General features: G+C 52.9%; 10 protein-coding genes. 4 read left to right on the forward strand and 6 right to left on the reverse strand.

Annotated elements, in window-relative coordinates:
• Positions 1-33: 33 nt before the first annotated feature.
• Complete coding sequence (locus tag CFX1CAM_RS03145; RefSeq protein ID WP_087861615.1) at positions 34-1,386, reverse strand: NAD(P)-dependent malic enzyme; 1,353 nt, start codon at positions 1,384-1,386, stop codon at positions 34-36.
• Positions 1,387-1,849: 463 nt separating this feature from the next.
• On the opposite strand from CFX1CAM_RS03145, the gene CFX1CAM_RS03150 reads away from it, so the two are divergent.
• On the forward strand, positions 1,850-2,572 hold the full coding sequence (locus CFX1CAM_RS03150; RefSeq protein ID WP_087861616.1) for a polyprenol monophosphomannose synthase: 723 nt from the start codon (positions 1,850-1,852) through the stop codon (positions 2,570-2,572).
• 283 nt (positions 2,573-2,855) lie between these two features.
• Here CFX1CAM_RS03150 and rsmA read toward each other — a convergent pair whose 3' ends face one another.
• The 5 genes from rsmA to CFX1CAM_RS03175 form a co-directional block, all read right to left on the reverse strand.
• Entirely contained in the window at positions 2,856-3,677 is an 822-nt protein-coding gene (gene rsmA / locus CFX1CAM_RS03155) for a 16S rRNA (adenine(1518)-N(6)/adenine(1519)-N(6))-dimethyltransferase RsmA (protein ID WP_162287645.1), read from the reverse strand.
• A complete protein-coding gene (locus CFX1CAM_RS03160) occupies positions 3,668-5,071 on the reverse strand; it encodes a ubiquitin-like domain-containing protein (protein WP_162287646.1) in 1,404 nt (467 codons plus the stop codon). Before CFX1CAM_RS03160 ends, rsmA begins: the two co-directional genes overlap by 10 nt.
• Positions 5,072-5,270: 199 nt before the next feature.
• Positions 5,271-8,693, reverse strand: coding sequence for a transcription-repair coupling factor (mfd, locus tag CFX1CAM_RS03165; protein WP_087861619.1), 3,423 nt, complete (start codon positions 8,691-8,693; stop codon positions 5,271-5,273).
• Positions 8,693-9,307 (reverse strand): aminoacyl-tRNA hydrolase, encoded by a 615-nt coding sequence (pth, locus tag CFX1CAM_RS03170; protein WP_087861620.1) that lies wholly within the window; start codon positions 9,305-9,307, stop codon positions 8,693-8,695. Before pth ends, mfd begins: the two co-directional genes overlap by 1 nt.
• 343 nt (positions 9,308-9,650) lie before the next feature.
• Complete coding sequence (locus CFX1CAM_RS03175) at positions 9,651-11,567, reverse strand: formate--tetrahydrofolate ligase (RefSeq protein ID WP_087861621.1); 1,917 nt, start codon at positions 11,565-11,567, stop codon at positions 9,651-9,653.
• Positions 11,568-11,801: 234 nt separating this feature from the next.
• Between CFX1CAM_RS03175 and CFX1CAM_RS03180 the strand changes: the two genes are divergently transcribed.
• The 3 genes from CFX1CAM_RS03180 (at position 11,802) to CFX1CAM_RS03190 (ending at position 15,323) form a co-directional block, all read left to right on the forward strand.
• The gene (locus CFX1CAM_RS03180) at positions 11,802-12,557 is read left to right on the forward strand and encodes a hypothetical protein (protein ID WP_087861622.1); all 756 of its coding nucleotides are present in this window, start codon (positions 11,802-11,804) and stop codon (positions 12,555-12,557) included.
• A 96-nt stretch (positions 12,558-12,653) separates the two neighbouring features.
• Positions 12,654-13,313, forward strand: a complete 660-nt coding sequence (locus tag CFX1CAM_RS03185) for an L-fuculose-phosphate aldolase (RefSeq protein ID WP_087861623.1) — start codon at positions 12,654-12,656, stop codon at positions 13,311-13,313.
• A 444-nt stretch (positions 13,314-13,757) separates the two neighbouring features.
• Positions 13,758-15,323: a DUF5050 domain-containing protein gene (locus tag CFX1CAM_RS03190; protein ID WP_087861624.1), complete on the forward strand. Its 1,566-nt coding sequence runs from the start codon at positions 13,758-13,760 to the stop codon at positions 15,321-15,323.
• Positions 15,324-15,566: the final 243 nt, after the last annotated feature.

Raw genomic sequence — 15,566 nt, forward strand, 5'->3', positions numbered from 1 at the left:
TTTACAAAAAGCTTTTTTGTAGAGAAACTGCAATCAATCCTCCGGAAACGGGGGGATGCAGCCTGCATCCATCAGTGCATCGGTGGCAGCCTGGGCCGCCCCGATGATCATTTCTGCCCGATCCAGCAGTTCGTCATAACTCAGCTCAACCCGGGCTACGCCCTGCTTTTGGGCCTGGACGCCCACTGCCGCTGCCTGCAGAGGATAGATGGCCATCTCGGTCATCAATGGCAGAATGTGCTCGGCGTCCAGCTCAGCCTGTCCCCAATCCGCCAGGGCACCCGCCGCGGCGAAGCACATTTCATCCGTGATCCTGCGGGCGCGCACATCCAGCACACCTCGGAAGATGGCCGGGAAGCATAACGAGTTGTTGACCTGGTTGGGAAAGTCCGAGCGCCCGGTGGCGACAACCGCCGCGCCGGCGGCTTTAGCCTCCCAGGGCCAGATCTCCGGGATCGGGTTGGCACAGGCAAACACGATCGGGTCAGGCGCCATCGCTTTAATCCATTCCGGTTGGATGATGCCCGGACCGGGGGATGAATAGGCGATGACCACATCGGCTCCGGTCATGGCTTCCGCGATTCCGCCGGTCACGCCCGCAGGATTGGTGATCTGGCACAGGTGCCCAGCCGGCGAGGAAGGCGGCAGGTCATCGCGGTGTTTGCCCATTGTTCCGCCGGCATCAACAACGATGGTCTTTGCCGGGTTGACGCCCCAGGCGAACAGCAGCCGGGCAATGGCAACGCCGGCTGCACCCGCGCCGATCAGCGCCAGGCGGATTTCGGCTTTGTCTTTGCCCACCACCTTGAGCGCGTTCATCAAAGCCGCCAGGGTGACGGTGGCCGTGCCCTGTTGATCATCGTGCCAGACGGGGATTTCCGCTGCCTCGTTTAAGCGCTCCAGGATTTCGAAGCACTTGGGCTGGGCGATATCCTCCAGGTTGATTCCGCTGAACCCGGGCTGCAGGTGCAGCACCGTTTTGACAAAATCATCGGGATTCGTGGCATTCAAAACCAGGGGATACGCATCGACACCCCCCAGGTATTTAAATAGAAGGCTCTTGCCCTCCATCACCGGCAGGCTGGCTTGCGGACCGATATCCCCCAGTCCGAGCACGCGCGTACCGTCGCTGATCACCGCGATGGTGTTGCCGATATTGGTCAATTCATATACCTTTTCAGGAGATTCAGCAATCGCCTTACAGGGTGCAGCGACACCGGGCGAATACCAGATTGAAAAATCCTCCATGCCGCGTACCGGGCATTTGAGCTGGGTGGCTAATTTGCCGCGATAATAGGCGTGACTTTTCATCGCTGCGGCAGCGGGTTTCTGGGCGCTTTCCAGCAGCTGGCGGATTTCCTGTTCGTTTGGGGCTTCATGAGACATCTTAACTCTTTTCTGTGCTTGTTTGATCAGGTGATTTTTCGAATAGCTTTATTCTACCATTATGGTGAGTGGAACGTGGTTGAATAGGAAGCAGGTAGCGGGAAACAGGAAGTAGGAATTGCACATTTTCCTGATTTCACTTTGTGTATTTGATTTAAATACAATAAAAAAGGTCCGGAGAATCAACAGAATTAACGGTCTCCTGATCCGGACGCCAAACTGATCAACCCTGTGAGAACCAGGAAAGCCTCCAGAATAATGGATGTGCTTTATCCTTATTCATGATATATTTTCCTTATAAATTGAAATTTCCTACTTTTCTGTTGACCCATTGTTCTATCCTGAAGAAAAGGCGATAAAACGCCCGGCAATCGGAGTTGACCTTCAGCTTGACAGTGCCCCTTGCTTATGTTAAAACTAAAAAACCCTCAAGACCCATACCGCACCATCGACCTGGAGCCCGATGAAGATCATTCAAGTCATTCCCACCTATAACGAAGCCAAAAACCTGCCGGCACTGGTTTCGGCCTTGTTTTCACTGCAAATTCCTAACCATCACATCCTTGTGGTGGACGATAACAGCCCGGACGGCACCGGCCAGGTCGCCGAGTCCCTGGCGGAAACTTACCCGGGACGCCTGTCCGTCCTGCATCGGGAGGCTAAAGCCGGCTTGGGGAAAGCCTATATCAACGGTTTGCGCCACGCGTTGAATGCGGGCGCCGATGTGATCGGCATGATGGACGCCGATTTCAGCCACCCGCCCGAGCGCCTGCCTGCCCTGCTGGAAGCCCTGTCCGAAGCCGACCTGGCTATCGGCTCGCGCTATGTCCCCGGCGGGGGGGTCGACCGTGATTGGCCCCTGTGGCGCAAGGGGCTCTCATGGTTTGGCAACACCTATGCCCGCACAATCCTGGGACTGCCCATTCGGGACACCACCGGCGCTTACCGCCTGTGGCGCCGTTCTGCCCTGGAGGCGATCCCCTTCGAAGATACTCGCTCCAGCGGGTACGTGTTCGTCATCGAGCTGGCGTACCTGGCAAAATTAGCCGGTTTGCGCTTTGCCGAGGTGCCAATTTACTTTGCCGAGCGCACCCAGGGTGCATCAAAAATGACGCTGCGCATCCAGCTCGAAGCCGCCATCCGGGTCTGGCAGCTCAGGCGCCTCTATCGTAATAAACGGGTTTAATTGGGGGATTGAGAAGCGGGGGTGAGGGAATCAGGGATTAGGAATCAGGGATCAGGAAACAGGGATTAGAAATCAGGAATCAGGAATTAGGGATCAGGAATCAGGTGATCAGTGAATGGTGATCCTACTCGCTTTGCTCGGGGACGATGATGGTGAATGGTGAATAGTGAATGGTGGATGGGGTGCAGGGGATTAGGAATCAGGGACCAGGAAACAGGGATTAGGAATTAGGAGATTAGGAATTAGGTGATCAGGGATCAGGGGTCAGGTGACCCGCTACCCGCTACGAGCCAACCTCTTCCACCAACCGGATCCAGTCCTCAAGCTTAAGATCCTCCGGTCGCATGCGCGGGTCAATTCCAGCATCTTCCAGAATTGATGACAGGGTATCCCCTAACACCGACTTAAGCGAATTACGCAACATCTTGCGCTTCTGGTTGAAGGCTGCGTGAGCCAGCTTGAACAGGGTGGACACCTCTCCTGCCGAAAGCAAAGGCTGCGAGTACAGGTCGATCACCAGCACGCTGGAATCAACCTGTGGCGGCGGGTAAAAACAGCGCGCCGGGATGTGGCTGGCGATGCGGGCTTCGCCATAGACCTGCACCGAAAGCGAGAGCAGGCTTGTCTTTTCTTCACGGTTGAGGATGCGCTCAGCGACCTCTCGCTGCATGGTCAGCACAATTCGCCGGGGACTCACTGCCCCCTCCAGCAGGTGACGGATCACCGCCGAGGTGATGTAATAAGGAATATTGGCTACCACCAGGTAGCCGTCCTCAGAAAACAGGTCTGTAACGGGGATCGCCAAAACATCCCCTTTCACCAGGCGCACATTGTCAAAGGGTGTCAGCACGGCTTCCAGAGCCGGATACAGGCGGTTGTCGATTTCAATCGCGGTCACATACCGGGCTTGTGTTGCCAGGAGTCGGGTCAGGTTGCCCACCCCCGCACCGATCTCTAATACGCGGTCTGTCGGGCTCACCCCGGCATCCTGTACCACCTTCAGCAGGGCATTGTGGTCGGCTAAAAAGTTCTGCCCGAGGGATTTTTGCGGTCGAATCCCAAAGCGTTTGAGCAGCTCGGGGACGTGCAGCGGTTCTAAGGCCATGGCAACACCGCCGGGTACCAGGCAGGCACAGGGGTTAGAAAGTACAACGTCGTCCATCTGGACCATTGTTGATAATCATTATCTGAGTAACCCAGGTCAATCCAGAAATGACTGAAATATAATCCACCCCCGCCAATATCGGCAATCACACCGCGCCCATAGCCCTGGACAAACACGGGCTGCAAGCGCATCATGTTGTACCAGTTGCGGGTCACGCTAACGATCCCTTTCTGCAGGGGCAGCCCGCTGGCGGTCCGATCATTGCACACCCCCTCTCCCAGTCCCAACCGACACGGCGAAAATGAGGTGGCATACACGCTGATTTTGCGCCAGAATTCAATTTCCTGACCGTCTACCACCTCGGTGCGCACTTCAACCCTTGAGCCGTAGCCCAGCACGCCGTCTGCAGCTTCGCTGGCTTGCCAGCTTTGCGGCTCATCGCGCCAGACCTCTTCTCCAGCGGCATAGCGCACCCTCTCCCGGCTGGCATAAATCCCCACCTGACCGGGGGTGACCACGGAAATTTCGTCCAGAAACGTGTTGGGGTCCTCAACGTATTCATTCTGGTAAGGCACTTCGTCCTTCAGGATGGTGATTTTCTCCTCGACACGGACGATCTCAATTTCTCCTGTAACCGGTACCGGCTCATCCTCTGCCGGGAGGGATTGATCCAGATTTTGCAATCCAAACCCGAGGTCGTGTAAAGCTTCGCTGACGGTTTCAGCAGCCGTCAAACCGGTCAGTTCAGCGCCGCCCGCGCTGATCCGCACCAGGCGCGCCCGCCGGATGACGACGTTCAGCGTTTCGTCTAAGGGCGTCATTAAATCTTCAGAGATCCAATCCTGCGGCGCAATGAACACCTGTGCGGCTTCAAGGGCAGCGCCCAGGGTGGATTCCTGACTGAAAAAGCGGCTCTCAACGCCATCGATAAGCAGGTGAACTGCGACTGCTGGCTGAAACTGGAGCAGGACAAAACCCTCGCCTTCCAGGGGTTGCTGCGGATCGACCACTCCGCCATTCACCAACACCCGGTCGCCAGGAAACAGGTCAACACCGATTGCGGCGATCAGGTTCGCCGGAATACGTTCAGCAGTGCGCAGCCTGACCTCATCTGCGGGTGTGCGGATAAGAACCTCGCGGGCTGGTTCAACGGTGATCACCGCTGGTGCCCAGAACCACAGGTCACCCTCGGGCGTCAGGCGATCATCCTCACCGACGCTGACGCCGGCTGCTCGCAGCACGCCTGAAACCCGCCAGGCTGCCGTCCGCACCTGAATCGGGTCGCCTGCCACAATCACCGTGCTGGTTTGCTGCAACCCAAGCCAGATCAAGCCCAGCCCAACCAGGATCAGCAGCAACGCCCCCGGGAAGAGCCATCGGCGCTGTTTAATCAAAAATCCTTTCGTAGAACACAAACTTTGTTGAAACATGTGCATTAATTAATGAAACAACCCATCCCAGGGATGATGCAGGGTTCGCTCATGCCATCGATCATATCCGAATATTCTGTGTTCATCAACACGTATCACAGCAATCAACCAAAATCTTGACAGGTTATTGAAATTTATAGTAAAACTTGCAAAATATAGACCATTAACGACCGTCCGCACGGGCAATTCTCACCAACGTTTGCACTAAAAGCTCCTGCCAGGGTTCGTTTTCCGGATCATGAAAATGAATGCGATAGGCGTTCTTTCCCGAGGACACCGGGTAGCCCAGTTCGGGTAAATTTCGGTTCTCAATCCCGCTGGGAAGCGGCGGGTAGCGCAACAGGATCTGACGCCCCTCAAAACTGACCGCTGCCAGCCCGGCTTTGGCAGCCAGCACCTTGATCTTAATCTGGAACAGCAGGTTGCTCACCCGCTCAGGCGGGGGACCAAAGCGATCAACAAATTCCATCTCGATCGATGCCAGGGCGGCTTCATCGTGGATATCCGCCAGGCGCCGGTACAGTTTCAGGCGCAAAGCCTGGTCGGGAATGTAAGTGTCGGGGATGCCGATCGATAGCGGCAGGTTGACCGAGGTGGGGATGGTCAGTGAGGCATCCAGCACGCTTGCGTCGCCCGGACCCTTCGCACCGGTTGCCAGGCGATATTGGTTCACCGCCTGCGCCAAAAGCCGCGTGTAAAGATGGAATCCAACCGAAGCGATATAACCGGATTGACGCGTGCCCAATAGCTCGCCCGCACCACGCATTTCGAGGTCGCGCATGGCGATGGCGTATCCTGATCCTAACTGGGTGTTCTCTGCCAACACCTCTAACCGCTCCTGACCTTCGGGTGTGGGCGCCCTCAAGCGATGACGGAACAAGTACGCATAAGCCCGTTGCGCCCCCCGACCCACCCGTCCGCGTAACTGGTAAAGCTGCGCCAAGCCTAAGGTGTCCGCCCGGTCAACGATCAGCGTGTTGGCGTTGGGGATATCCAAACCGGCTTCAATGATCGACGTGCACAGCAGAACGTCCACCTCGCCATCGGTGAACCTGTGCATCGTTGCTGCCAATTCGTTCTCATCCATCTGCCCGTGTGCAATCGCGATGCTTGCTTCTGGTACCAGCCTCTCCAGGCGAGCTTTCATCGCGTTGATTGTCTGAACGCGGTTATGCACAAAGAACACCTGCCCGCCGCGCTCCAGCTCGCGCACGATTGCATAACGTACCAGCTTGGAATCATAAGGGCCGATATGGGTGACGATCGGCAGGCGTTCTTCAGGCGGCGAGTTGATGGTGGAAATATCACGTACTCCGGTCAGCGCCATATAAAGGGTGCGCGGAATGGGCGTCGCCGTCAGGGTGAGTACATCCACAGAGGTGCGCAGTTTTTTGAGGTGTTCCTTATGCGCCACGCCAAAGCGCTGTTCTTCATCGATCACCACCAGGCCCAAATTTTTGAAGGAAACATCCCCCGAAAGCAAGCGGTGTGTACCGATGACAATGTCCACTTTATTGGTGCTCAGGTCCTTGATGATGCGATTCTGCTCCCGCTGGGTGCGAAAGCGCGAGAGCATTTCCACCTCCACCGGGAAGGTTGCCAGTCGTTCCCGAAAGGTGTCGTAGTGTTGTTGTGCCAGCACGGTCGTGGGCACCAACACCGCCACCTGCTTGCCGTCCATCACAGCTTTGAAAGCAGCCCTCAGGGTGACCTCGGTTTTTCCGTAACCCACATCCCCGCACAACAGGCGGTCCATCGGGCGGGGGTTTTCCATATCTGCTTTGATTTCAGCCAGGGCTTGAAGCTGATCTTCGGTTTCAATGTAGGGAAAGCTGGCTTCCAGTTCGCGCTGCCAGGGAGTGTCCTGGCTGAAGGAAAACCCTTCCGCCACCTGGCGCTGGGCATATAGATCCAACAGCTCACCGGCGATTTCCTGCACGGCTTCGCGCACCTTCTGCTTGGTGGCGCTCCAGGTGCTGCCCCCCAGGCGAGAGATCACGGGAACGTGCCCGTCAGCACCGATATAGCGTGTCAGGCGATCTGCATGGTGGATGGGCACAAACAGATGATCCTGGTCGGCAAATTCGATGCACAGATACTCCTGCAATGTTCCCTCGTGTGTACGCTGGACCAGTCCGGCGAACTTGCCGATGCCATAATCCACATGCACCACCCAATCGCCAGGTTCCAGGTCGGCGTAGCTGGATTCGGGAGCCTCGGCGGTCGGGCGATAACGCCGCCGGGGTTGCGGGCGCGCCCAGCCGAAGATTTCGCTGTCCGTTAAGAGATGCAGCATTCCTCCATCACGGGTGGTGAGTGACCAGCCTCCCGCCAGGTTGCCTTCAATGAATTGGCTTTCAAGCTGTTGTTCTGCCCGGGCGTCCTGAGCAAGCAATCCATCGCGCCACAAATTCCGCAAACGCGCCGACTGCCGCGAGACGACCACCCAGGGCTGACCCTCGCGCTGAAGCGCCTTCAGATGATCCATAAAATCCCGCAGTTTGCCGGCAAATCGCGGCCCGGATAAAAAATTCGCTGCCAAAGCGGGCTCATCCAGCGCACCGGTATACCCCAGCTCGACCAGCGGGCGTTTGCCAACCCGGTCTTCAATTTCAGACCAGGTGAAAAAAGGGAGCGGGAAATCAGCATCGATCTCGCCCGCCCGGATGGCATCGTCCCGTCGCGAGAGGCTTTCCTCTTCGATTTCAGTCACAGCTGCGGCAATGAATTCCTGTCCATCCAGGGCGATCAACGCGTTATCGGGCAGGAAGTCCAGCAAACAACCTCCCATGGGATGCGCCAGGGGCAATAAAAATTCCGAAAGGTCCTTCAACGGCAAGCCGGCTTTTTCCGCTGCCCTGGGCAAAATTTCCCGCGCCGGCGTGACCGTCAGGGCTTCAAGTTTTGCCAGCGTGCGCTGCGTGGCCGGATCGAAGGTGCGCATTGTGTCAATTTCATCGCCAAAAAACTCAATCCGCGCCGGTTCGTCCTCGCCGGGAGACCACACATCGAGGATTCCGCCGCGGCGCGAAAACTGACCCGCCTCAACCACGATATTGGCGTAGTCGTAGCCGGTTTCCACCCACTCACGGGTCAGTCCATCGGGAGTGACCTGCTGACCGATCCGCAGTGCGCGAGTGTGTTTGATGAAATCGCGGCGGGGGAGCGTGCGGGTCATGATCGCCCGCACCGGGGCAACGATCACCGGCGGGTGCCCAGGCTGTGGCATTCCGGGGATTAACAGCCTGGCCAGCAAGGTCAACACCTGCAAACGGTCCCGACGTGTGCCGGCGCCCCAGCCTGATTTTTCATAAAATAAGGGGTTGGGTTCCGGGAAGTAGTGCACGCCCGCTTCACCCAGCCAGAACCCTAACTCTTCATACAGAGCCAGGGCACGATCGGCGCGATTGGTGATCAACAAAATCGGGCACGCCAGGTCGTGCTGCAGGCGCGCCAGCAACGGCAGGCGCGCGGCACGCGGCAATCCCAGCCCCGGCAAGGTCTGACTGCGTCCGGGCGCCCCCTGCAGGTCGGATAGCAGTTCACGGTAAGCCGTTAATTCACCGATTGCGTCGAGTAATTGCATTAATCCTGATCCTCGCCCGGGTCAGCGTCTTTGTTCGGGCGTTCATTGAACATTGTCATCGCCGGCTCAATCCCTTCCAGCACAAAGGTGCGCATCGCCTGCACGGCGCGATCCAACACCTGCGGCAGCAGCTCCTGCTGGGGTGGGTCAAAATCGTGCAATACGAAATCCGCCGGATCCATGCGCCCGGGCGGTCGACCGATGCCCACTCGCAGACGGGGGAATTCGCGCGTGCCCAGCCGGTTCATAATCGAATCCATCCCCTTATGACCGCCGGTCCCGCCCCCAGGGCGCAGGCGCAGGCTGCCAAAGGGCAGATCAAGATCGTCGTACACCACCAGGATTTGATCGACGGGGATCTTGTAGAAGCGAGCCAGGGATGCCACCGCTTGCCCGGATTTGTTCATAAATGTTTGCGGCTTAGCCAGAATCACCCGCTGATCATCCAGCAGACCCTTTCCTACCAGGGCGTTGCGTTCCACACGCGCAATGGAGATATCAATAGCGCACGCCAGGGCGTCTATTGCCATAAAGCCCACATTGTGACGGTTGTGGTGGTAATCCGGGCCGGGGTTGCCCAGTCCAACGATCAAAAATGGATTGTTTTCGCTCATTCTCGTGTTTCTGAACCGGTTAACTGTTAAAATCGCTCATTTTCCTTGCATTTACGCGCAAAAAGGTCTGCCCTCCGGAAACAGGGGCAATCCATGCGGCAATGAATTGACCTTTAATTTTAGCACGCGAGGAGACGAATTGTGATCCCACTTCGCGCAGCACTCCCTGTGCCCTGCAAGGGTATCGAGCGCCTGCGCTCAGCCCCTTCCGCTGCGCTTCTGGGACGGTGATGGTGAATTGTTTTTTATTCAGCAGGCATCCGGTGTTGGATTAATGTGAGGAGGAATGAAAAAACTCCCCGGTGTCGATCGCCGGGGAGTTTGGTTTCGTCCGAAGGTTGAATTACATCAAACCAATGATGCGGCCGGTCTCAAAATCGATATCGATATCGTAATACGCGGGTCGGGTGGGCAGGCCGGGCATGGTGCTCATCGTGCCCAACAGCGGATAGAGGAATCCGGCGCCCACAGAAGCATTCACCGAGCGAATGGGGATGCGGTAATTCTTGGGGCGACCTTTTGCCGCCGGGTCGTGGCTCAGGCTGAGGTGGGTTTTGGCCATGCAGATCGGGATTTTGTCAAAGCCCAGGCGGGTGTATTCTTCAATTTGCTTTTCCGCCTCGGGTGAGTAATCGACGCCGTCGGCACCGTAGACCTTGGTGGCGATGATCTCAATTTTCTCTTTGATGGGAATGTCCAGCGGGTAAAGGAATTTGAAGTTGGTTTCCTGCTCAGCGGCTTTGATCACGGCTTTGCCCAGCTCGATGGCGCCTGCGCCGCCCTCTTCCCAGTGGTTGGTCACCACCGCGTCGAAAACCTTGCCGCTTTCGTAGCAGGCCTTTTTGATCAGGTCTAACTCGGCATCGGTATCGGTGTGGAAGCGGTTGATGGCGACGACAATGTTGATGCCATAATGGCTGGCGATGTCAACATGCGCCATCAGGTTTTCCAGTCCAGCCTGTAATAATTCCAGGTTTTCTTCGACATATTCCGGTGCCAGGGGCGCACCTGCCACCACTTTGGGACCGCCGCCGTGCATTTTGAGCGCCCGGACGGTGGCGACCAGAACCACCACATCGGGGATATTGCCCGAATAGCGGCATTTGATGTCAAAGAACTTTTCCATGCCCATATCGGCGCCAAAGCCCGATTCAGTGATCACGTAATCAGCCAGTTTCAAACCGATCATATCCGCCATGATCGAGCTGTTGCCGTGGGCGATATTGGCAAAGGGACCGGCGTGAACAAAAGCCGGGGTGCCTTCCAGGGTTTGCATCAGGTTGGGCATCAGGGCATCCTTCATCATGACGGTAGCCGCTCCGCCCACGCCGACGTCATCAACGGTAACCGGGTTGCCATCCATATCCAGTGCCAGCACAATCCGACCGATGCGCTCACGCATATCCTGTAAGCTGGTCGCAAGTGCCAGAACAGCCATTAATTCACTGGCAACGGTGATAATAAAATTCGTCTTAAGGTTAAATTCTTTTTCATCCGGGCCCTGACCGATGGTGATCCCGCGCAGGAGCCGATCGTTGGTGTCGATGGCGCGTCGCCAGGTAAGGGTTTCGCGGTCGATGTTTAGACGGGCAAACTTGCGCCGTTCCTCTTCGGTCAGCTCATCCGGGTCGGTTTTGTTGATGCCCAGGTTCTTCAATCGGTGCAGCATGTTAACGGCAAAACTGCGCTTGCCTTTCTTGTTGGGAGGGCATAAGCGATTGAAAAGGGCTTCGTCGCTCTGGTAGGATTCGTGGAACATGCGGGTTTCAATGGCGGCTGCGATCAGGTTATTGGCAGCAGTGATGGCGTGGATGTCGCCGGTGAGGTGCAGGTTGAAGTTCTCCATCGGGACGACCTGGCTGTATCCGCCGCCGGCAGCGCCGCCTTTGATGCCAAAGGTCGGTCCCTGGCTGGGTTGGCGGATGGCGGTCAGCACCCGCTTGCCCAGGTGCGCGCCCAACGCCTGGCTCAAACCGACCATGGTGGTCGACTTGCCTTCGCCCAGGGGCGTGGGCGTTATGGCGGTAACATCGACGTATTTTCCATCGGGCACATCGGCCAGGCGCTCCAGGACGGAGAGGTGCACTTTAGCCATGTATTTTCCATAGGGATCGTATTCATCCGGCAGGAGGCCCAGTTCTTCAGCGACCTGTGTAATGGGTTTAAGTTCAGCCTCCTGGGCGATTTCGAGGTCCGAGGGGACAGGATGGCGTCGATTGAGTTTGGTGGGGGTAAAGGGGGTATTCGGTTTTTGATTCATGCCGCAAATTTCCTTTCACAAAGAAGTAAACATCCTTTTGATGCCAGTTGCCAGAATTATTTTTATTTAAGTCCAATTATGCCGAGAATGCTTAAATAAATCAAGGTAATTGAAATTATTTCGTTTTTTGTCAAGTTTAATGTAAGTTGAGATGGCATTCTCTATTCAGAATTGCGGATAATCCAGGATACATTATAATTTAAAATCACCCGACCTGGAAAGCTGACTGAAAAGATGGGCAAGAAACGAGTTCAAACCTTGTTAATCGCTGTGGCGCTATTGTGCCTGCTTTTTTTAAGCAGTTGTGTCGTTATCAGCGAAGAGATTAACGTCTTTGAGGATGGCTCTGGCACCATGCGGTTTGCGATCGGGGTTAAACAAGAGAATTATGAAAACTTCCAGGAAGCGCTGCCTGAAGGCTACGCGTTAGAAAATTATTTTGCGACATTAACTCAAAATGAAGCGTTAGCGTCAATGCAAGCCGATCATTACATGCAGGATGGGCTGCATTGGGAGTCTGTTGAGCTTGAAGTGGCGGATTTTGTCGCGCTTTTCTCCCAAAAACGGCGTATCGGGCCGGTTGAGATTACCTTTGATGAGCGGGAGGAAGGCTTCCGGTTCACTCAAACCATTGACCTGGCGAAATCTAACCTGGTCATTCCGGGGGTGCATTTGATGGATTTGTCTGCGCTGGAGTTTACGGTGGATCTCAAGACGCCCCAAATCCTCAATTCCAATGGCGTGCAATCCGCAGCGGGGGTCAGCACCTGGACGATTCCAATGGACGAAGTTTTGCGGGACGGCTCAACCGTGTTTTTGCGTGCGGATTACATCCTGGAGCCCTATGAAGGGATTTTTATCCCCTGGGAGGTGTTTTTTCCTTACCTGGTGATCGGGTTTCTTGCCCTGTGCGGCCTGGCGATCGTGACCGTCATTTTTGTTAATACGGTCCTCAAGCGGGAAAAAGCGCCGACGTTAAAATTCAAGTAAACGCCTTTTTACCTGGCAGTTAACCGCTACACGGGTTGCCGGGTTTCATGTATAATCAGCCGTAGACATCATCCTAATACACCGAAGGAGATCTGGATGCTTCTTTTAGATGAACGCCGAAAAGTTGTGGACTATGCCCAAAAAATGCTCAGCACAGGTTTGGTTAAGGGCACGGGCGGCAATATCAGCCTGACGAACGAAGATAAGAGCCTGGTGGCGATCACACCCTCGGGGGTTGCTTACGAAACGATGAGGCCGGAGGATGTGGTGGTGCTTGACCTGGATGGGAACCATGTGGATGGGGATTTGCTGCCCTCCTCCGAGCTTGGATTTCACCTGGCTTTGCTGCGTCAACGGATGGAGATTAAGGCAGTGGTGCATACCCATTCTGATTATTCGACCGCCTTAGCCTGTTTGCGCTGGGAGCTGCCTGCAGTGCACTATTTAATTGGCTCTGCCGGGTTCAAAGTCCCACTGGCGCCCTACGCGACCTTTGGCACACCGGAACTGGCTGAGGGCATTTGCGAGACCATCGGGGATGGCAACGCGGTGCTTTTGGCTAATCACGGGCTGGTAGCGGTAGGCGTCAGCCTGAGCAAAGCCTTTTCCACGGCTGAGATGGTTGAATACGTGGCAAAACTGTACCTGATCACCCGCTCGGTCGGGTCTCCGGTGGTGCTCAACAGGGGGGAGATGCAGGATGTGTTGGAGAAATTCACCACTTATGGCGTGCAACCAGGAAAATCAAAAAATTGATGGATGAAAGCTGTGAAAATATTCACGCATCAGGACCTGGTGATTCATGCAAGAGATGGGTCATTATTAAGGGACGCATTAAAGGTGAGCTTGATCAACTTTGACTGGCAATTCTTTTAATGCTTAAAAGGGGTATTTAGGGCAGTACTGGGGGGTAGTGAAGACATTCGAGAGATACCGTGGAAAATTTTTAATTTTGGTAAATAACGACTAAGGTCAGCTCGATCCGAGAAAAAGCAATAAGCACCGCTGGAATCATTAAGATCAGAAAATCAATAAAGGTGACATCCCGAGGCAGCAGGTGTACCTATAAAATTTATCGGACCAGCTAAACCAGTGAATGTTACCCAATATTTTGAATTGATATGCTTCGTTGACAAAAATGATATTAAGCGATATATTTGTAAATATAATATTAGAGCGCTACCCAAGAAAGAAGTAAAAATGAAAACAACACTATTAAAATCAAAAATTGTTTTGATTGCATTGTTGCTGTGTTTGATGCTACCTAGCTGCATTCAAAAAACAGAAAATTTAGATCAAGTAGCTGTTCTAGGCAAAAACGATGAAGATGGAACCGTATTTATCCCTCTTTATAACGGCAAAGTGATTGAGATCAAAGGTGATATTCGAAGAGCTTCAGTAACCCCTGACAGGGAAAAAATAATTGTCCTTGAAAATGATGACAGGTTGTATCAAACTGACCTAAAGCTGAAAGAAGAAATCACAATCGCTGATGATGTTTTATGGTACAGTGATTTGCAAAATGAGGGGCTGTTCTACATAAACTCCTCCCATAAAACTTTTCGATACACGTTCGCGGACAGATTGCATGTTGAGATTGAAGCAAATTTTTCCCCTGATCATGCAAACTTTTTCGACTTTCTTGTTGCAAAAAATAGTTTATCTGTTTTGTATGTCACTGAGGATGGCAGTTTGTTTACTATGCCGTACAATGCGATTTCTGGAAATAGAATTGCATCAACTTTCGGAAACGTCCAATTCCTTGGAATTTCAGATGACGGAAAAATATGTGTATGGTCTGCAAAAGATACAGACATAGGGGAATATAAAATATTTCTTTATGATGGAGATGAGAGCCATGCTTTATTTGATAAGAATCCGTTTTCACCTACATATATTCAATTTTCAAAAAATGATAATTTAGTCGTCTTAATCAATTATGGCAGTGATATCCTTTATTTTAAAGAAAGGGATGGAAAAATCATTTCTGCGAAACTTGGTGGCTTGTTTGGGCACGGGGATATTTTTACAAATACTGGACCGGTTTATCGTGATCAATCAAACAAATTCGAAGGATTATATCTCCTCGCTCAAGACAATAGGAGAACAAGCCTGTATCATGTTGACACGGATGGCGATCGAGAGAAATTAATATCCGACGTCGTTGACATGGAAATTGTTAATGGGAATTTGTTCTATTCAAATTCTGAAGGCGATTTGTTTTTTGCAAGATTGAAAATTAATACGATTGAAAATGAGAAAAGAATTGCATATGATGTAGCAGATTTTGTTGTTTCTTCTGATGGAAAAATAATTTATTATACAAAAAACCTTGATTCTTTAGGAACAGGCACACTTTATCGAAAAGACCTGAATGGAAAAGAGCCGGAAAAAATTTCCTCGAATGTATCTCACCAATGTTACTTCACAGTTGATCCTAAAAACTGCTTTTCTGAACTCTATGTCAGCGTTGATGGTAATACGATTTATTATTTTGAAGATGTAAATCGTCTTGGCTATTCTTGGGGAGTTGGCAACTTAATGAGTAACACACTTGGCAATGAATCAATCAAAATTTCCAGCGAGGTTATTATGACTTCGCTTACAAGTGGATTATTCAATAAATTGTTAAACCCAAGCTATTTTACATTTGAAAAGTTTGTTGAGGTTACCAAAGATAACCATGTGCTGGTAAATTGGATGTTTTTTAATGGCAAAAATACAGGCATTTTAGTAAAAAATGTTAGCGCTTCGTTTATATATTGAAAAAACCGCGAAGCTCTTCGTTTGCAGGCTTGATAGGATTGCTTCGTGAATTGAAATCAATTTTCATTTCTTCCAATTCTCACGGTTTATTGTTTTTACAGCAGACATTTGGTTAAGCTTGGGCGTCGTTATTTATTAGAGGATGGGAAAATTATTTGAGAAATATGATTTGCTTAAGCTTCCTGAGTTGTTAATTATGGATCATGGTAAGCAGTGGCGGTGTCAAGTATTTTTTCTCAATAA

Source organism: Brevefilum fermentans (assembly GCF_900184705.1).
Classification (GTDB): domain Bacteria; phylum Chloroflexota; class Anaerolineae; order Anaerolineales; family Anaerolineaceae; genus Brevifilum; species Brevifilum fermentans.

Excerpts from the sequence above, each read along its gene's own strand:
- rsmA (WP_162287645.1), bottom strand. The coding sequence starts at position 3,677 with ATGGCCTTAGAACCGCTGCACGTCCCCGAGCTGCTCAAACGCTTTGGG.
- CFX1CAM_RS03145 (WP_087861615.1), bottom strand. The coding sequence starts at position 1,386 with ATGTCTCATGAAGCCCCAAACGAACAGGAAATCCGCCAGCTGCTGGAA.
- CFX1CAM_RS03180 (WP_087861622.1), top strand. The coding sequence starts at position 11,802 with ATGGGCAAGAAACGAGTTCAAACCTTGTTAATCGCTGTGGCGCTATTG.
- pth (WP_087861620.1), bottom strand. The coding sequence starts at position 9,307 with ATGAGCGAAAACAATCCATTTTTGATCGTTGGACTGGGCAACCCCGGC.
- mfd (WP_087861619.1), bottom strand. The coding sequence starts at position 8,693 with ATGCAATTACTCGACGCAATCGGTGAATTAACGGCTTACCGTGAACTG.
- CFX1CAM_RS03190 (WP_087861624.1), top strand. The coding sequence starts at position 13,758 with ATGAAAACAACACTATTAAAATCAAAAATTGTTTTGATTGCATTGTTG.
- CFX1CAM_RS03185 (WP_087861623.1), top strand. The coding sequence starts at position 12,654 with ATGCTTCTTTTAGATGAACGCCGAAAAGTTGTGGACTATGCCCAAAAA.
- CFX1CAM_RS03150 (WP_087861616.1), top strand. The coding sequence starts at position 1,850 with ATGAAGATCATTCAAGTCATTCCCACCTATAACGAAGCCAAAAACCTG.
- CFX1CAM_RS03175 (WP_087861621.1), bottom strand. The coding sequence starts at position 11,567 with ATGAATCAAAAACCGAATACCCCCTTTACCCCCACCAAACTCAATCGA.